This window comes from Borrelia parkeri (assembly GCF_023035815.1).
Lineage (GTDB): Bacteria > Spirochaetota > Spirochaetia > Borreliales > Borreliaceae > Borrelia > Borrelia parkeri.
On sequence record NZ_CP073159.1, the window covers coordinates 349023 to 368630 of the forward strand.

Consider the following 19608-nt stretch of genomic DNA (forward strand, 5'->3'; position numbering starts at 1 on the left):
AAGTTATACTTTTTCATTGTATTATTTGTAAGTTAACCTGTCAATACTAACAGCCAAATTTATCCTGTAGCTTAAGAGAAACTTTGTGAAACCCATCTAAATCTCCTTTAGAAAATTTTAAAGGAACAAGCGAAGGAACATCAAAAAAAGGACTAATTAAATAGCCATTCTTTAAATACTCATTAAAAATTTCATTATGATACTCAGATTTATAAAGAGGAAACATATATCTATTAATTAGTTTAAATATAGGTGTAGCAAAAATATTAAAATTAATTTTTGTACTCTTTTCATAAGACAAAATCTTAGTAAGCATATGCCTAGCAATCGCTAAAGTTAAAGCATCAAAAGAATCTCTAAATTCTATTTTTCTAGATAAATTATCTACTATAGCAATGTTAATAGACATGCAACCAGGCATTGGGATCTTTACAAACATAGGATATCTAAAATTATTAAATCCAGCCTTAAATTCATATATACCCTGCTTTTCCTCCCAAGGACTACTAAAATAACACTGGTCTGTTAAAGATAATAAAAAATCTCTAGCATCCCTTTCAAATTTAAAAATACACACAAATCCTGCTTCTTTAAAAAAAGAAAAAAGAACGTTTTCAAATTGTTTTCTAAAAACAGAAGGATAAGAAGCAGTAAGACCTCTTGAAAAAGTTTGCTTAAGAATAAGATTTAACCCTTGAACCCTATGTCCTAAAAAGTTTAGTCCCCCATTCAAGTATAAATCCAAATACCTATTACCACGAATATCATAAAGATAAAAAAATCTTGCTCTTTTAATTATTGGAAAACAGCTAAACAAAGATTTATTATACATCCCTTAATTTATTCATTAAAATCTCATTTGCAAGAACGGGATTAACCCTTCCAGAAGTTTTGCGCATAATTTGACCCATCATAAACTTAATTGCATGACTCTTACCTTTCTTATAAAGTTCAATTGATTTAGGATTTTCATTCAAAACCTCAAACACAACTGACTCAATGAGAGAGCTATCACTTATCTGTGCTAAATTTTTTTCATTAATAATGATAGAAGAAGAAACATTTCGCTCAAGCATTTCTAAAAATATTTCTTTTGCTATCTTACCACTTACCCTATCACTAACAATGAATTCAACAAGTTCACTAATATATGACGGTGGTAAATTAAAATTAAGTATACTTATCTCTCTATCATTTAGTACACTTAATACCTCAGACAATATCCAATTTGCCACTCTCTTAGGATCACTTGAGGCAATTGCTGCCTCTTCAAAATATTTAACCAAGTTTTTATCAGTCGTTAAAGTCACAACATCAAAATCACTAAGACCATATTGCTCTTTTAATCTAACTCTTGTATCAAAAGGCAATTCCACCATTCTATTAGACTTTATACTTTCAATATAAGAATCATCGATTTTGATCAAAGGCAAATCGGGATCCTTTATATAACGATAATCAGCTACCGTCTCTTTGCTCCTTTGAAGCACTGTAATACCCTTTTTATCATCAAAACCCATTGTATGTTTACCTACACTCTCAAAAGTTTTTCTATGTAAAATCCACTCTTCTTTTTGCCTTGACTTTTCATAATCAATTGCTAACTTTACTGATTTAAAAGAATTTAAATTCTTTATCTCAGAAATGGGGGTTTTATACTCAACACCATTCTCATTTATAAGTAAATTAATGTTAACATCACAACGAAATGACCCGTTTTCCATGTTACAATCAGACAAATCAAGATATCTAAAAATTTCTCTTAAAGCACTCAAATAAGCTACGGCTTCTTCTCCATTATTAATATCTGGTTTTGAGACAATTTCTAGTAATGGTGCACCTGAACGATTAAAATCAATATAACTTCGATTTTCACTCTCAAGCAAATGCAAACTTTTGCCAGAATCTTCTTCCATATGTATCCTAACAATATTGATTTTTTTTAAACCTGAACAAGTTTCAATAAAGATAAATCCATTTTCACAAATTGGTGTGTCATTTTGAGATATTTGATATCCCTTAGGTAAATCGGGATAAGCATAATGCTTTCTATCAAACTTAACAATATTTTTAATTTTAGAATTAGTAGCATGCCCAGCTAAAATTGCACTACTAATAAGTTCTTTATTTATACTGGGCAATGCTCCAGGAAGTCCAAGACATGTTGGACAAGTACGAGAATTTGGAATTCCACCAAAATCATTCTTACACCCACAAAAAGCTTTGGTCTTTAATCCTAATTGTATATGAACCTCTAAACCAACAAGCAACTTATATTCCATTTAATCCCAATTCCTCTATTACATTTTTTGCAAAACTTAAAAGCTCAAAATCTCTCTTAACTTGACCAATTATTTGCATACCAATAGGTAATCCCCTATCATCTTGAGAAAAAGGAATAGAGAGTGCAGGGGCCCCAATAAGATTAGCAATCACAGTACACAGATCAGAATAATACATCTTTATAGGATTATCAAAATTTTCACCAATTTTAAAAGGTTTCACAAAACTTGTAGGCGTAATAATATATGAATAATTATTAAAAATTTCATTGAATTTTGGAACCAATACATTTTCAATAATTTTACAAGCCTTTACATAGTATTGCAAATCATAACCTTTTGATAATAAATAATTACCAAGCACAATACGCCTTTTCACTTCTTCTCTTAAAAATAAACTCCTATGTCTATAGTAAAAATCATTAAGATTTAATTCATCATTTAACCTTTTCCCATAATGAAGACAAGTATAACGAGCAAGATTAGATGCAGCTTCAACTGGTGATAATGAATAGTAAAGAGAAAGTACAAAGTTCACTGCCTCTATTGAAACTTCATGAATTTCAACGCCTCTCTTTAAAAGTGCAGATTTAAATTTAGAAAATTCGCATACAACCTCTGGTTCCATTAAATCTTCACTAAGTTCTTTAATTACAGCCAATTTGGTACCTGCTAAAGACTTACTTAACAATGGATAAGGATCTTGAATAAGATCTATGCTAGTAGCATCCATTTTATCAATTCCACAAGTATATTTTAATATTAAAGCCACATCATCAATAGAACTAGCAAAAAATCCTATTTGATCAAGAGATGACGCATATGATGCAAGTCCATAACGAGATAAACCTCCATAAGAAGGCTTAAAACCAATTAAACTTGAAAAGGACGCAGGGAGTCTAACAGAACCTCCAGTATCACTACCAAGTGCAAAAGGAGCTTGACTGGCAGCAACAACAGCTCCAGAACCACCAGAACTACCACCCACAACATATTCTTTATTTAAAGGATTAAGCGTAACACCATAATAAGAAAACTCACAAGAAGAGCCCATTGCAAATTCATCCATATTCGTTCTACCAATCATAATTGCACCGTTATCTTTTAATCTCTTAATAACAGTTGCATCATAAGGAGAAACATATCCTTGCAAAAGTTCAGATGCACAAGTCAAGGCTTTATTTTTAATTGAAATATTATCCTTAACAGCAATGGGCATACCAATTAAGGGCAAATTCTGTCCCTCACCTCTACCCAAAAGTTCATCATATTTTTTTGCCAATTCTAATGAATCATCAAAAAATTCAATATATCCATTGATATCCTTATTTGCTTCATAAAGTTCCTTATAAAAGAGCACAATATCATAAATTTTACACCTGCGAGTCAATATTAATTCTTTAATTTTTATTAAACTTAAACCCCTGAACTCCAAATCAATACTCCCTATTCAAGCACTTTAGGTGATGAAAAGTAACCATCCACAAACACATTGCTAAAATTTTTAATAGATTCAATCGCCAAAGAAGGTAAAATCTCATCGTTTCTCAAAACAGAAAAATTACATGCCTCTTTTTGAATGCCATCTTTTATCTCAAATTCAGAAATTTTATTTAACATGCCAATAATTTTTTCAAATTTTATGGTAAATTCTCGTTCTTCATTCTTACTTAACCTTAGTAAACTTAACTTTAAACTATCTTCTAAACGAATATCTCTAATATCTCTCAAATTTAACCTCTAAATTTTAGCAAGTCCTTTAATATAACTTGAGCTTAAAATAGCTTTTCTCCCATTTCTTAGATTAATTTTAATAAATGGCTCACCATTTTGATACCACTTATCAACAACTATTCCGTTCTCACCATTATAAGTTATATAATCTCCAATATTAAAGCTTTTATTACCACTTTTTGAAAAAAAATATTTAAAATTATCTTTTAAATATTCTGGAACAAAAACAATATCATAATTATCTTTGCTAATATCTTGAAAAAAGACTGACATAGCTGTATTTCTGAGCATACCTCCAAAAAATCTTTGCAAATTCATTGTAACAATAAGCTCAAATTTGGCTCTAGTAATAGCAACATAAAAAAGTCTTCTCTCCTCTTCCAGTCTCTCTCCAGTCAATTCTTCAATCTCAGCAGGCAATAAACCCTTTTCAAGACCAGATATTATCACTCTATCAAATTCAAGTCCTTTAACCCCATGAATTGAAGAGAGTAGTACACTAGACTTAGAATCTCCATGTATTAAAGGTGAAAGAGATGAATTTTCCAAAAATATTACAAGTCCCTCAAAACTACCTGAATATTCAACTCCACTGCTGATAAGTTCATCAATATTTCTAGATTTTTCACCATCATCAAATTTTTGATAATAATCCCAAAATCCAGATCTAATTACAACATTTTTAATAAATTCAGATAAATTTACATAATCATCTCTTTGTATACTTTCTGCTAGTTTATCATACAGATTTAAAAAAGCGACAAGAGAATCTTTTGCTTTACCCTTAAGACTCTCAGCAACTTTTCTACTTGCAAGAATTAAATCAAAATTAACATTATGATCATTGAGCATTGCAATTATTTTATTCGTAGTAGTTTTTCCAATCCCCTTAGCAGGCTTATTTATTACTCTTAAGAAAGAAATTTTATCTTTTTTATTTACAAAAAGTCTTAACAAAGAAATTACATCTTTAATCTCTTCTCTTTCATAAAATCTAATTGAACCTAATATTTTATGTGGAATATTATGTTTTAAAAAAGCTTTCTCAAACTGCAAAGATTGGTAATTAAATCTATAAAGAACAGCTGTCTCAAGCTCATTTTCAAGAAGGAAATTAGAAAAATATTCAGCCTCCTCTGTAGGATTTCGAAAAACAAAAAAGCTTATCTTCTTGCCCATTTTGTTTTCTGTACTTATTACTTTTTCATATCGATTTCTATTTTTTGAAATAACATCATTTGCAACATTAACAATGCTTAAACTAGAACGATAATTTTGTACCAAATAATATTTAGACACATTGTCAAATATTTTTTCAAATTCAAGAATATTTTCAATTCTAGCACCTCTAAAAGAATAAATAGACTGATCTTCATCTCCTACTACCATAAAATGCATATCTTTACAATAAAGCTCTTTTAAAAACAAAAACTGTGTATAATTGGTATCTTGATACTCATCTACAAAAATAGCCTTAAACTTTTTCTGAACCCTCATCTTTACATCTTCACAATCTCTTAACATCAAAACAGCTTTAAGAATAAGATCAGCAAAATCAAAAGCATTATTTTTAGATTTTTCTTGCTCATAAAATTTAATATCCTTGTAACTTTTCTCATCAAGACTACAATAATTATCTAAAAAGCAATTTTCCTTATATTTAAGTATGAAAGACGCAACATGCTTTGAAAGTTCAATGGTTGAAGCAAGCCCAACTTGCTTAACAAATTTAACAACATCATTAGTATCCCAAATTGTAAAATTTGAATCATAATTTTTATCAAATTCTTTAAAATAAAGTCTCAAAAGCCAAGCACCAAAAGAATGAAAAGTCTGGATATGTAAAGCCTTATTAAAATCAAAAAGATAATTTAGTCTTAAATTCATCTCATTTGCAGCTTTATTTGTAAATGTTAAAGCAAGAATCTCTTCTGGTTTTAATTGCATTTCCTTGATTAAGTATGCTATTTTAGCTGTTATAACCCTTGTTTTACCACTGCCTGGACCTGCCAAAACAAGAATGGGATTTTTAGTAGCATCTAAAACAATCTGTTTCTGATAAGAATTTAAACTAAAGAGGAATTTTTCTATTTTGTCCATTAATAAACTTCAGAAACCTTAAGATCAAAACCTCCAGGGGTTTTTAACCAAAAAAATTGAACTGCCATTATTTCTCTTCCATAACTCTTTAAAATAGAAGTGATATCCTTACCTTGAAGAATAATATTAACATCAGAAAGTCTTGACAAAAACAAGATTAAAGATTTTTTGAACTTTAAATTAAGAGGCCCCCCCCCCTTAGATACAAGCAAAGATTTACCATAAATATTACTCTCATCAGCATATCTTAAAAACGTATCGTTTAAAAAATTAATCATTAAATCAATGTTGGAAATCTCTTGAGAAGAATATACAGTAGGATACTCACCAATAACTCTACTCTTAGGTCCATTAACTTCAAATCCCCAATTTAAAATATCAAATCTACTAGAAAGACTAGTTTCAAGCACATATTCAATATTGAGAATAAAAGATTCTAAGCTTACATGAGCCTTTCGAACCTTACCTTGAGAATAATTATCATACACAATCTTAACTTTAACATTATCACTTAAATTTATTTCCCGAAATTTGCCTAATTTAAAAACATATCGCCCATTTTTCAAATCATTTGTAACAACCAAATCATCATTCATAAAAGAGACTCTATAATTTGCAATAGCATTGCCATAAACTAAAGATAACAAATCACCATCTCCAAGCGCAACGTTCCAAAAACTTTCTTTATCAAAAAAAACTTCATGAACTTCTGGAGCTCGCTTTGCAGCATGATTTTCTTTAAAAAATTTCCCTAAAAATTGCTTAATCCCACTAAAATTTGAAATTAAAAGTATTAGCAATATAATACTAACTAATCCTACCAGTATTTGAATCATTTTAGGAAAAGCTATCTTAGAGAGATCTAAATACTGACCTCCAAGCCTTCTTTCGTTAACAAAATTTAAACTGCCATTTTGATCCTCAGTCTTAATTCCAATATAGCTACTATTAAGTCTTCTTTTGTATTCTTTAAAAAGGGACGAGACATACCAAACATCAATTCCTAAATATTCACTATAAGTCCTTAAAAAACCTAAAGCTAAAACTTCATTTGGAAATAATTCAATATTAGAATCTTCAAGTGCCTTAAGATATTTAACAGAAATTCTAATATCATCAGATATCATCTCAAGAGTTAACCCTTTATCAATCCGAGCTTTTTTTATAAAATCTCCAAATCTAATGAAATTATTTCTTTCCATTTCTTAACACCTCAAGTTTTTTTAACATCATATAAAAAATTATCCACTTTATTTGAAGTTTTTGGCAGATCATACTTAAATCTACTATCAGGAATTCCAACATTAAATTTTACAGATAAAAGATCAATAATTATTTCTCGACCACCACCTGTAGGATAAGCAATAACTCTCCTAATTACACCATTTCGTGTAAAAGCAATCATAAAGGAATCAATCGTAGCAGCACCCTTATAAAGTCGCCTTGAAAAAGTCAATTTTATAAAATTCTCTGTACTTCCCCCTCCTCCAGATTCGTCAAGTGGTTCTAAATTGGGAGAATTAGTATAAGACACACTATACTCAGTACTTAAAATATTCATAAAACCACTTCCCACTTTTCCCATAGTCAACTGTTGTCTAAAAGAAGTACCAAGAGTTGGTACATAAACGGTTAAAATTTCACCATCACTTACAAAAACCTGATTATTTGAATCCAAATTAACAATGAATTTATCGGGAGATTTATATAACAGAGTTCCTGCTTGCTTTAAACCTTTTATGTTAAGACTAATCTTAGCCTGCATATCCTCTATATTTTGGTAATTTGAATAAATATTCTCAAAATATTGATTGGCAGATACTTGAGCAAAAATTAAACAAGGACACAAAATTAATATTATTTTCTTCATTATAAAACTCGTACATTACTAAGCTCAATTTAACAACAAATACATTATTGCACGATCTATGTCTAATATAAATAGTACAACTTGTTATAATAATAAGCTATTATTATAATATACCATTTTGTAAATTAATAATAAACATATTTAGCAAAAGATCAAAGGGGATAAAATGTCATTAAACTACAGTGAAATAAATATCTTACTTAAAGAAGTGCCATTAAAAAATTCATTTTTAAGAAAAATCAAACAACCCAACCATAAAACTTTGATCATGGAACTTTATAATAAAGAAACAGATGAAAAAAACTTTAATATACTAATCTCATTAGATCCAAAAAAAACAAGAATTCACAAAACAAACAAGAAATTTGAAAATATCAAACCTCCCTTAAGATTTTTTGAATTTCTAAAATCAAAAGTTCAAAATGGTAAAATATTTGAGGCATATCAAATAAAAAATGAAAGAATAATTTTAATTAAAGTTTTTAAAGATAAAATAATAATCTTTATCTTCATAAAATTATGGTCATCATCTCCTAACATAATTGCAACAGACGCAAATTTTAAAATCCTTGATGCATATTATAGAAGACCAAGATCAAAAGAAATTACAGGTGAAATATTCACAAAAGCAAAAGAAATTATTGAAAATAATGATATAACTGACAAAAAAGAAGTCAAACTCAAAGATGGATACAACAATGAAATATCTTACTCCGAATTTATTGAAAATTACTATGACAATTTAGAAATAAAAGAGACTCAAGCACATAACATAGAAATATTTAAGCAAAAATACGAAAAAGAAAAAATAAATTTAGAAAAAAAAATAAGCTCTCTAGAAAAACAAATAAACTCAATTGAAAAAATCGAGGATCAAAGAAAACAAGGTGAAATGATCTTATCAAACATTAACAGAATAAAAAAAGGAATGGACGAAATCATTTTAAACAATAACAATGGTGAACAAATTAAAATAAAGCTGGACAAAGCATTACTCCCTAAAGATAATGCTTTAAAATATTTTAAAGAATACAAAAAAAACAAAAATTCTTTAAAGATCATACAAGAACAATTAGAATATGCAAGAACACAATACAATACATTAATATCAAAAACAGCTCACATCAACAAAACAAACTGTATCATACCGACAAATGAAAAAACCAAAAAACAAAAAATTACAAAAAAACCATCTATTGGCCTTCATTTCATATCTTATGGATTTGAAGTTGTTATAGGCAGAAATGCAAAAGAAAATGATGAACTCTTAAGAAATTGGGCAAAGGGAAATGATTACTGGCTACACACAAGAGACTATCCTGGTGCTTATGTTTTTATTAGGAGTAAAAAAGACAAAACACCTCCTCTTGAAGTCTTGATAGATGCTGGAAACTTATGTGTGTTTTATACAAAACCTGCAAGACAATCAGGAGAAGCTGATCTTTACTATACCAATGTTAAATATCTAAGAAGAATCAAAGGAGAAAAAAAAGGACTTGTAATACCTAATAGGGAAAAAAATTTAAATATAAAACTAGATACCAAAATATTAAACAAACTAAAAAACAAAAATTAAGTTTATAATATATGCTAATTTAATCTTAAAATAAAATGACAAGTTCTTAAAAAAATATTGTTATTGAAACTTAAAAAGCATAAAATTTAAGTACTGTAGGAGAAAAATAAATGATACAAAAATTAACAAAAATAGTAGCAACAATATCTGACCTCAGATGTGATCCAGAACACATAAAAGAGTTATATGAAGCAGGAGTAAATGTAATAAGACTTAATACTGCTCATCAATCTCATGACGATGCAATAAGAGTAATAAACAATGTTAGACAAGTTTCAAATAAAATAGCATTAATGATCGATACAAAAGGACCAGAAGTTAGAACAGCTAATATTGAAAATCCTATTACCGTTAAGATAGGAGACAAAATAATAATCTCAACCTCACCTATCAATGAGTCTAATGCATTGCAAACCAACTATGATGGATTTGTAAATGAAGTTCCAAATGGCTCGACAATCCTTATTGATGATGGCGAACTTGAAATGACTGTTATTGAAAAACTCACAGATAGATTAATCTGCAAAGTTAAAAACGACGGACAAATCAAAAACAAAAAATCAATTAATACACCGGGAATTTCACTTAAACTACAATCTGTCACTGAAAAAGATAGGGGATTTATTGAACTTGCAGCAAAACAAAATATTGATTTTATTGCCCATTCATTCGTAAGACATGCAAAAGATATTCAAGACGTTCAAGATATATTAAATGCTGCTGGAAATCCAGATGTCAAAATTATTGCCAAAGTTGAAAATCAAGAAGGAATTGATAATATTGAAGAAATTGCAAAAGCTTCTTATGGGATTATGGTTGCAAGAGGCGATATGGGAGTTGAAATACCAGCTGAAGATGTTCCTTTAGCACAAATTAAAATAACAAAAACCTGCATTAAATACGGAGTACCTGTAATTACTGCAACACAAATGTTGCACACAATGATTGAAAATCCAAGACCTACAAGAGCAGAAGTATCTGATGTGGCCAATGCAATTCTAAATGGCACAGATGCCATCATGCTATCTGGAGAGACAGCTTATGGCAAATACCCAATTGAAGCTGTTAAGATGATGACCAAAATTGCTATAGAAGTTGAAAAATATAGAGAAAAAACACTATTTCAAGATGAAATTTTCCACAGCAAAAGGATCATAAGAAACTATATTATTAAATGTGCAATTGATGCAACCAAAATAATGCCTGTTAAAGCCATTATTGTTGATTCACTCAAAGGAAGAACCGCAAGAATAATGGCAACATACAGAGCAAGTGTACCTCTATTTATTACAACAAATAATGAAAGGATAGCAAGAGAATTATCACTCTCTTATGGTGTTTATGCTAATCTGGTTGATCATAACTTCAAGGCAACAACTGAATTTGTAGTCACCTCTCTTGAAATGCTTAAAACACAAGCAGTAGTTCAAGATTCAGATATTATAGTAATTATCTCCGGAAATCCAAATAGAGATACTAATAAAGGTACGGAATTTATGGAAATAAATACAGTAGAAGAAGCAATTAAAGGACACAACAGATAAACAAAATAAGAAATAGTTTAGTTGATAATATATTTTATTCAACCAATGATTGCAATTTAGAATTATTTAGCTTAAATAAAAGAAAAACTCATAAAGCACTTTTGATTAGTTATGGAGCTTATGAGTTTTTCTTAAACAATATTGCTCTGTTCAAAAAAGTAATAGCACATAATACAAAAAATGTGTTTATATTCTCACAAACAAAAGAAAACTCACAGATTAATATCTCAGACCATCAAGCTTGGAAATTCTTTAATAAAACAATTGATGTCAATCTAGATATAATAAATTTAATAAAAAATTTTGAATTTACAAATACAGAAGATAAAATAATAGAAAATGACCATAAAATTGAAATTGTATTAAATTTTATCAAAGATATAACACAAGATATAAAAATTATTCCCATTATTTTAGGTAAACTTAAAAATCAAACTTTGAGAGAATTTTGTACATTTTTAAATCCGCTTACAACAAAGGAAGAAAATTCTTTTATATTCCTCTCCCACTTCATATCACAATCTACACACTTAAATAAAAGTATTCAACTATCAACAAAATTAAAGGAGCTCTTAAGTACATCTAATTTAAATTCATCAACTCTATTAGAATATTATAATGCACGAAAAATATTTCCTGAAAATATAAACGCAATTATCATAATCCACAAGCTTTTTCATAAATTTGAATTTATAAACCAACAGATCATCAACAATGACAATGAATATTCAATAATAGAAAACATATTAATAAATTAAAATTAACAAAAACACAATTTTTAAATAAAATCTTCTATCTTTTTAGAATTTTTCTTCAAAAAAACACTAAGACCTAACTTCGAAATACTTCTTAGAGTACTTGCAGAAACTTTTATATTAATACTTTTTCCAAGCTCAGGAACAAAAAATTTCTTATTTATCAAATTTACCTTAAAAGTTCTCCTGGTCTTTACACCAATGTGTTGTCCCCCTCCACCCTTTTTTCTGGCAAGTCCTTTCCTTGGAACATTGTTTCCAAACATTGTCTTTTTACCTGTTATTTCACATTCTCTTCCCATCTAAATCTCCTAAACTGTATTTTTCTTCTCCAGATATAAATCCATCAACTTCAAAAATAAATTTAAACTATCAATTATATTTTTAATTATACTACCAAAGTTTACATTATTGCCATAGCTTTTTACAAGCTCAATATCAAGCTCCTTCCAATTATAAATCAACTCCTTTTCTGAAGCAGGTTTAAAATAATCTTCTAAACAATCATTCAAACGTCGTTCAAAAGATTTAATTACTGAATAATACTCATTCAATAAAATTAAAGCCTTTTTATTAATATCTGCTATTATATTCAACAGCAATTTCTCTGAAGATTTATCCCCAACAGAAATTCTGTGTAAAAGTGAATTTATTCTATTACCATAAGTACCCTGTTCGCCAAGATTATTATCAAAATCAACAAGATTGGAATAAACACCAACTAAAGAATGAATATCATTAGAAATTTCTCTAGAAACTTCCATATCCTTCCACTGTCCCTTAATAATAAGGACATTAATAATATCACTTAGATCCTTTTTCACAAAATTAACCGCATGAGTTTTTAAATAAACTAAAAGATCAGAGTAAACATATCCAGTAGTATTCACAACGACAGATGTAATCTTAGCATGCATACGTTCATTATAATTCTCTAAACTTACAAGATTCATTCCAGGAAATAATTTTTCGGCCAAAAGCTTAGATTTACTATTTTTTTGCAAAATTTCAATCTTTGCTCTCTCATTTGAAACATGTTTAGAGAGATCATTAAAAAATGATTTTGCCTTTGCTTTTGACTTTTTGACACCAGATATAGGCAAATAATCAGGATCACCGCTAACATATCTTATAAGATATAAAATTTCTTTATTTTTATTTATCTCAATTATCGCGGTTAGTATCTTAAGCCAAACATTTGGTTTAATAGGAAAATTATCCCTATCTCCATACACTTCTAAAAGAATATCGTAGAGATTTCTCCAAATGGAAACATCTCTAATAGAATATATACATTCCAAAAAATCTTTAATATCATCAAGTATTACACCACAACTAACCGCATTAAATCTTGGCTTATATATAAAGTCATTTTCTGGAAATAAACTATCAAAATTCTTAATAATTGAATAATACTGATACGAGACTAAGTCAAAAAAGATATCCAAAGCACCACAAGTCTCATCTATCAACCTGATTTGATCTTGAGTTATGTTTTTCAACAAATAATTTAAATTATTATCCAAATTCTTAGATATATCAGATGTAAAATTGACTACATCATTAGATGAGAAAGAATAAATATATTCCAAAGCTTGCTTTTGATTATCATCTAAATACTTTTCAACAACAAAATGAATTATTTTATTTGAAGTTCGATATCTTTGTACAAAAAACTTAAAAGGTATCAATGCTTTATAAAGATTATAAATAAACTTAGCAAATTGAGGTAAAGCCTGAATTTTTGAAGCATTAAAAAAATTGCCTACCTTACTTAGATTATTCTTTACCTCTCTAAGTCTTCTTTGCTTCACTTGTTCAGGAGTAAGCTCTCTATTAAAGATAGAAACTAAAAAATCAACTAAACCCAAACTAGCTACTCTCCTTTCAGAATAAAATCTGGAGTTCTCAAAGAGATCTAAAATTATAAAATAACTATAAAAATTATACATAATTTATTGTAAAATGGAAGAAAATAGAACAAATAATTTTTTATGTGCATAAAGAAACCAATTTTGATCATAGTTTTTACGTTAATTTTTAGTTGCTCAAAAAATGATACCATCACTATATTAACTGATAACAAAATCATGCCATTTTACATCAATCAATTCAATATCCAAAATAAAACTAGCTTTATCATTAAATATAGAGAACATATTAACATGCAAACGATTAATGAAGAAAATGCGCAAGTAATTATCTCAAAAAATATAGATAACATAAACATAACTAAAAACTTTAAAAATATTCAACAATACTATTACTCAGATTATCCAATATTGAATAATATATCTGAAAAATTCGCATATAGAATTGTCCCCTTAAGCTTTGATGTTCCAATTTTAATATATAAAAATGAATATAATATACAAAAATATATTGATATACAAAATATTAAAGAAATACACAAAAGCTTTCAAAAGGAAAAAAAATTTTTTATCTCTCCATACATTTCTGAAAATTTATTCTACACAATATCTGAAATCAATGACATAAATTTTTACTTTGGAAACAACAAGCCAGAATATAATGAAAAAAAAATGTCGGATATGATAAACCACTTTAAATCTTTCATAAACACAAATGAACTTGCATTACACAAAAACTTCACAGAAAAATACAAATATTTAAATTTAGAGAAAATATTACTTCAAAAGAAAACCATTTTAATTGCAGGATTAACTAACTTAACATACTACAATAGCTTAAACAAAGATATCAGAGACAAAATTAATTTTTCATATCTAACAAATAAAGAAAAAAAATCATCAATATGCAACATAAGCTTTATGGGGGTTAAAGAAATATCAACACCTATAGAAAATTTTATTCAATGGATACTAAACCAAGAAGTACAAAAATCGCTAATTAAACTTAAAGAAAAAGTAAAATTCAATGAACATTTTGGATTTGCAAATGGATTTACACCCTATAAAGGGTTAAATTTAAAATTAAAAAACGTAATAAAAAAAATACCTTCATTTATTATAGATGAAAAATACATAAACAAAAATTCATATATACTCAATAAAGAACAAATAGAAAAAGAAAATCGCATAATTAATGAATTATTTTTATCTAATATAAACAACACAAATTATAATGAAGATCATTCTTCTTTATAATTAACTCGTATTACATGCAACACAATAAAAAACAAGATAGAAAAAATCAGAATAAAAGATATGTATATATTAACGAATATTTGAATAAAGAGTGCTATTAAAATCAACAGCAAATAATTTATAAAAAGCGAAATAATACCTGAAAAAATAGCTATTATTAAGGATATAAGAAATATCACAAGTTTTGAATTTGATTCAAAACTTATCTTAGAAGCTGCAGCTATAAACATAACACCAAAAAAAACTAATAAAATAGGACTCATCATTAAAAAAAGACTTGAAGAAAACACACTTATCAGTATTAAGTTAAACGTTTTAACTCTATTAAAAGCACCTAAAAGAACTTGAATGGGCAAAAAAATGCTATCCTTACCAGAATTTGCAAATAAACTCAAATTATTAACATCATTATTAATATTAATGATTTTTGGATTACTTAAATCAAAGTCTGTAAGCGATACAATCATCCTAGTGGCAGTAACGTCACTATTTTCATTTTTCTTATCTAAAACATTTTGATAAACCCCATTGCCCTTAAGAGTAGCAAATGGTACTTTAATATGCAATATAATATTACCTGATCTATTAAATCTAATAAGCTCAAAATTTTTAATCATCTTTATATAAGAAGAAACGGTATTGACAACCTTTTGCATATAAATATAATCATATGTCCCATTACCAGAATTAGGTTGAAACAAAAATATATCATTGATGCCATAATGCTCATAATGCTTTTCAATCTCATCAAAAAAGAAATACTCATCCTTAAGCTTTTCCAAAGATTTATTCTTATAATTTAAAATCTCATTATCATTTGGAAATAAATTATGAAGCTTTAAAAAACCATAATATGCTGGCTTAAACTTTTCTGTATTGAAATATAAAAAATTTTTTTGCTTCTCTTCAAAAATTGAAGACTTCTTTTCAATTTCAATATTTTTATATTCATTAATAGCTTTGAAAGTTAAATCTAAGAGTGCAGCAAATTCATCATCTCTAGTCGAAATCAATCCCATATAAGCAAAATAATTAGCTGTAGAATAATCACCTTTAGAAATAAATTCATTAACAATATCTTGAAAATCTCTCTTCGTCAAATTTTTAATCAAATGTACTTTAAGCGTCTTTCTAACTTTTTCCAAATCAACATCATAAATAGGCATTCTATCATATTCAGACCGAGTCAAGTAATAATTAATTGAAAGTTCATCGTTATCAGAAATAAGTCTCATTTTTTCATACATTCTAAGCAACTCTTCAAGGTATTTTCTCTTCTGTTGCAAAACCTCTATCAAATCATTTACATCTAGTGTCTTATTTGAAGACAAATTTATATCTATACTTTTAACCTCATTAACTATCGCATTTGCCTGACCTGCAAGAAGATTATATCTCTCATAGTTATACTTATATTCACTTCTTTGAGTAAGAACATAAGACATAATAGAATTAAAAACAAACATAAAAACAATGCCTATTATAAAAAACAGAAACATGAATGGAGAGAATTTTTTAAATAAAAATCCTTTATAGTCTCTTAGATAAATCCGTGTCTCAGGTTTAGCTAAAAAGATAAAATAAACTAAAACAAAGAAAATAAAAAATCCATTAAAATAATGATAAATACTTAAAATAGTATCAAACAATGTGGCTATTAATGTATGTTTTTCTAAATAATCTGCCCCAAAGAAATATGTGTAACAAAAAACAAAGCAAATAAATAAAAGTAAAAGAATAAAAAATTTACTTACAAATGTATACAATTCTCTTTTCATATATAACAAATTAGTTTAACGTAAACTATTATCAAATCCTTCACTCACTCTAATATACTTAAAAATAAAGCTAATCAAATAAGTAGAAAAGAAAGTAAGTACACAAAAAATAAAAGGAACATAATTAGAAACTACATTTTCGCCTATAATCAAATCTAAACTCTCAGGGAATTCAATCGCATAAATATTATAAACCTTAAAAAATAATATAATAAAAATAGGATAAAGAAAAAAAGATAAACCACTTGAAAATATAAGATTAAAAACATAAGAAAATGAAAATAAAAGTAAAGCAAATCCAAATATGTTAAAAATCAAACTAAAAGATTCTAAAGAAAACAAAAAATTATTCAAAGTATCCAAATCACTAAAAACATAATTAATTAAATCATTATATAATTTCTGAGTAAAAAATGAATTTGCATTAAAATTCATGATATCAGATTCAGAAAAATCTGAATCATATGAAAAAGTTTTAAAATCTCCCTCATTAAACCCATTATCCTCAACTTTTAAAACACCTTTAAAACCAAATGATTTAACATCATCACTATAAAAGACTATTTTATCATAAAAAAAATGCACTACCCCATCTTTAATAATTTTTTCACCTCTGCTATGGAAGTCCAAAAAAACAGAATTAAAATTAGCAGATGCTAAGAATCCAAAATAAGATAAAAGCAATATAAAAATAAAAATGATACCATAAAAAAACCCAGAAACGCGCAACGTCTTCACATTAAAAGGATAAGCAATTCTCATAAAAGTAGCAACTAAAGATAAAGGAAAAGCATAAAGATAGGCATCATAATAAAGCTCAAAACTTACAATAGAAAGATTCGCTTGTAAAAACTTATATTTCAAGTAAGATGTACAAACAAACATTAAGGAAAAGATAAAAAACATAACAATAAATCTAAAAGATATTAAAAAAATAAACCTCAAAATACTCAACATAATAAGTTCCTACAAGTTACAAACAATAAACAATCTAGGATTTTCCCATAGACAGGACTTCTTTTATCTTTTGTTTAGCTTCTTCAAAACTAATTTGCAAGGCTAAACTAATCTCATGTTGCAAAATCAATTCAAAATCATTTAAAATTCTTTTCTCATAGAAAGGCAATTCTTTTTGCATAGATTTCGTATACAAAAATTTATACAATTTAGCGGTACTTAATATATCACTTTGTTTATAAAAATCATGACTACCATCTTTTATCTTTTTTTGATCTATTTGCTCTTCAAAGTCTTTAATGATATTGAAAACTTCTTCCACTTTTTCCTTACTAACCAAGGCTCTAATTCCAAGATCATCTGCTCTAGAGACTGGAACCATGAAAGTCATTTCATTAAATGGGAAATATATCTCATAATAATCAATAAACTCGCCATTAAATTCCTTATTTTGAATGTTTTTTATTTTTCCCACTCCCTGCATTGGATAAACTACAGCTTGATCTAATACAAATGCCATTTCTTTACCTCATATAAATTTTCACCAATATCTACAATTAAAAAAATCACAAAAATACACTTAAATTAGTTCTAATGCCAAATTTATTTGCATAAAACAAATTCTCAAGATATCTATCACTACAAAAACTTATTATCATACTAGGAGTAAGTTTATTAATATTGGCAAAAAACATTTCTTTGTTTCTCTTAACAGCTTTCAAATCATAATAACCAATAAAGTTAATCTCTTTATGTGACTCTTTTAATCTTAAAAAATTTCTCTTAGAAATTATTTTATCTTTATCAATAATATAACACGTTTTATATGTATTTTCCAGTACACTCATTAAAACAAGCAAAATCGAATTCGAATCATAACAGCCAATATCGATCCTTTTAAAAAACTTACAAAGAGCTCTTAATAATTTAGAATTTGAAAAAACAAGTGAAGAACTCCTAACAAGATTTCTAAACTTCTTAAAGAACAAAAATTTTAGCAAAGACTTACAATCAATAAAAATAACCATCGAATGATATGGATAAGACACAAGATATTCAAATCGACCAATCAATTTATCACTGCTCTTAAATACATCTATTGGCATTCCAAAGAAATAAATCCTATCTGGTTTTGAATATATATCTTTTAAATTAGCCATTATTACCCTCTAATAATAATTTAAAATGAGCAAGTGAATAAACAATAGCCGTATCTGCTCTTAAAATTGGGGTATTAAATCTTACAAATTTAAAATTTAACTTTTTAAAGAAATCAATTTCTGATTTTGAAAAACAACCCTCAGGACCTATTAAAATTCCAATATTACCAAAAGCACTAATATCATCACCACAACCTAGCAAAACACCTTCTTTATGAGCAACATAATAATTCACAGATGAAGAATAAGGAATGCTAAAAAAATTTTTGTAAAAATTAAGACTAGGAACTTGGGTATTGCCACTTTGCTTTAAAGCCTCATTAATTAATTTTAAAAATCTTGAACTTTTAAATTCCAAATCATCCATGTCTATTCTAGCAACAGAATTATCAGCATTAACAATATTTATATGATCTACACCAATTTCAACAACTTGTCTTAAACTTAAATCTAATTTTTTACCCTTAAGACTAGATATAAATATACTTATTTCAAAATCACGCTTCTTAAGCATTTCTACCTTAAGAGTAGAGAGTTTAATAAGATTATTATCTATACTAGAAATTTTAGCAAACCTTACCTCTCTTCCCCTTAAGAGAACATTTAACGTGTCGCCAATCTTAACTCTTCTTACATCAACAAGATAGTGATAAATCTTAACATCATTAATAATGATATCATTATCAAATAAACAAGTATCGTCTAAGACTATTTGTTTCACAGA

18 protein-coding genes are annotated in these 19608 nt (G+C 27.4%); 4 read left to right on the forward strand and 14 right to left on the reverse strand.

Translation table 11 applies throughout. The features are described 5' to 3' along the window. Positions 1-46: 46 nt before the first annotated feature. Genes bpSLO_RS01665 through bpSLO_RS01695 form a run of 7 tightly spaced genes read right to left on the reverse strand, consistent with a single transcriptional unit; the run spans position 47 to position 7986 of the window. Positions 47-832 (reverse strand): hypothetical protein, encoded by a 786-nt coding sequence (locus bpSLO_RS01665; RefSeq protein ID WP_025375369.1) that lies wholly within the window; start codon positions 830-832, stop codon positions 47-49. After that, a complete protein-coding gene (gene gatB / locus bpSLO_RS01670; RefSeq protein ID WP_025407432.1) occupies positions 825-2282 on the reverse strand; it encodes an Asp-tRNA(Asn)/Glu-tRNA(Gln) amidotransferase subunit GatB in 1458 nt (485 codons plus the stop codon). Before gatB ends, bpSLO_RS01665 begins: the two co-directional genes overlap by 8 nt. Then, complete coding sequence (gene gatA, locus bpSLO_RS01675; protein WP_025407431.1) at positions 2272-3717, reverse strand: Asp-tRNA(Asn)/Glu-tRNA(Gln) amidotransferase subunit GatA; 1446 nt, start codon at positions 3715-3717, stop codon at positions 2272-2274. Before gatA ends, gatB begins: the two co-directional genes overlap by 11 nt. 11 nt (positions 3718-3728) lie before the next feature. Beyond that, positions 3729-4004, reverse strand: a complete 276-nt coding sequence (gene gatC, locus bpSLO_RS01680; protein ID WP_025375372.1) for an Asp-tRNA(Asn)/Glu-tRNA(Gln) amidotransferase subunit GatC — start codon at positions 4002-4004, stop codon at positions 3729-3731. Positions 4005-4022: 18 nt separating this feature from the next. Next, positions 4023-6116, reverse strand: a complete 2094-nt coding sequence (locus bpSLO_RS01685; protein WP_025375373.1) for an ATP-dependent helicase — start codon at positions 6114-6116, stop codon at positions 4023-4025. Continuing rightward, positions 6116-7318, reverse strand: coding sequence for a helix-turn-helix domain-containing protein (locus bpSLO_RS01690; protein ID WP_025375374.1), 1203 nt, complete (start codon positions 7316-7318; stop codon positions 6116-6118). Before bpSLO_RS01690 ends, bpSLO_RS01685 begins: the two co-directional genes overlap by 1 nt. An 11-nt stretch (positions 7319-7329) precedes the next feature. Continuing rightward, a complete protein-coding gene (locus bpSLO_RS01695; protein ID WP_025407430.1) occupies positions 7330-7986 on the reverse strand; it encodes a LolA family protein in 657 nt (218 codons plus the stop codon). Between the two features lie 166 nt (positions 7987-8152). On the opposite strand from bpSLO_RS01695, the gene bpSLO_RS01700 reads away from it, so the two are divergent. The 3 genes from bpSLO_RS01700 (at position 8153) to amrB (ending at position 11864) form a co-directional block, all read left to right on the forward strand. Then, positions 8153-9562 carry an NFACT RNA binding domain-containing protein gene (locus tag bpSLO_RS01700; RefSeq protein WP_025375376.1) on the forward strand — a complete coding sequence of 470 codons (1410 nt, stop codon included), beginning with the start codon at positions 8153-8155 and terminating at the stop codon, positions 9560-9562. A gap of 110 nt (positions 9563-9672) precedes the next feature. Next, positions 9673-11106 (forward strand): pyruvate kinase, encoded by a 1434-nt coding sequence (gene pyk, locus bpSLO_RS01705; protein WP_025375377.1) that lies wholly within the window; start codon positions 9673-9675, stop codon positions 11104-11106. 5 nt (positions 11107-11111) lie between these two features. Beyond that, positions 11112-11864, forward strand: coding sequence for an AmmeMemoRadiSam system protein B (gene amrB / locus bpSLO_RS01710; protein WP_038447899.1), 753 nt, complete (start codon positions 11112-11114; stop codon positions 11862-11864). 20 nt (positions 11865-11884) lie between these two features. On the opposite strand, the gene rpmB is transcribed toward amrB, so the two are convergent. Both rpmB and bpSLO_RS01720 read right to left on the reverse strand, forming a co-directional pair. Continuing rightward, complete coding sequence (gene rpmB / locus bpSLO_RS01715) at positions 11885-12163, reverse strand: 50S ribosomal protein L28 (protein WP_025375379.1); 279 nt, start codon at positions 12161-12163, stop codon at positions 11885-11887. 9 nt (positions 12164-12172) lie between these two features. Beyond that, positions 12173-13732, reverse strand: coding sequence for a hypothetical protein (locus tag bpSLO_RS01720; RefSeq protein WP_025375380.1), 1560 nt, complete (start codon positions 13730-13732; stop codon positions 12173-12175). A gap of 123 nt (positions 13733-13855) precedes the next feature. On the opposite strand from bpSLO_RS01720, the gene bpSLO_RS01725 reads away from it, so the two are divergent. Beyond that, on the forward strand, positions 13856-14989 hold the full coding sequence (locus bpSLO_RS01725) for a hypothetical protein (protein ID WP_246989746.1): 1134 nt from the start codon (positions 13856-13858) through the stop codon (positions 14987-14989). Here the strand turns inward: bpSLO_RS01725 and bpSLO_RS01730 are convergent. Genes bpSLO_RS01730 through bpSLO_RS01750 form a run of 5 tightly spaced genes read right to left on the reverse strand, consistent with a single transcriptional unit; the run spans position 14974 to position 19605 of the window. Then, positions 14974-16767 carry a hypothetical protein gene (locus tag bpSLO_RS01730; protein WP_246989748.1) on the reverse strand — a complete coding sequence of 598 codons (1794 nt, stop codon included), beginning with the start codon at positions 16765-16767 and terminating at the stop codon, positions 14974-14976. The two genes, bpSLO_RS01725 and bpSLO_RS01730, sit on opposite strands and share 16 nt — an antisense overlap. A 15-nt stretch (positions 16768-16782) precedes the next feature. Then, positions 16783-17724, reverse strand: a complete 942-nt coding sequence (locus bpSLO_RS01735; RefSeq protein WP_025375383.1) for a hypothetical protein — start codon at positions 17722-17724, stop codon at positions 16783-16785. 34 nt (positions 17725-17758) lie between these two features. After that, a complete protein-coding gene (locus bpSLO_RS01740; RefSeq protein ID WP_011772308.1) occupies positions 17759-18244 on the reverse strand; it encodes a CarD family transcriptional regulator in 486 nt (161 codons plus the stop codon). Positions 18245-18290: 46 nt separating this feature from the next. Continuing rightward, the gene (locus bpSLO_RS01745; protein WP_025375384.1) at positions 18291-18884 is read right to left on the reverse strand and encodes a hypothetical protein; all 594 of its coding nucleotides are present in this window, start codon (positions 18882-18884) and stop codon (positions 18291-18293) included. Next, on the reverse strand, positions 18877-19605 hold the full coding sequence (locus bpSLO_RS01750) for a 16S rRNA (uracil(1498)-N(3))-methyltransferase (RefSeq protein ID WP_025407429.1): 729 nt from the start codon (positions 19603-19605) through the stop codon (positions 18877-18879). Before bpSLO_RS01750 ends, bpSLO_RS01745 begins: the two co-directional genes overlap by 8 nt. Between the last annotated feature and the right edge of the window lie 3 nt (positions 19606-19608).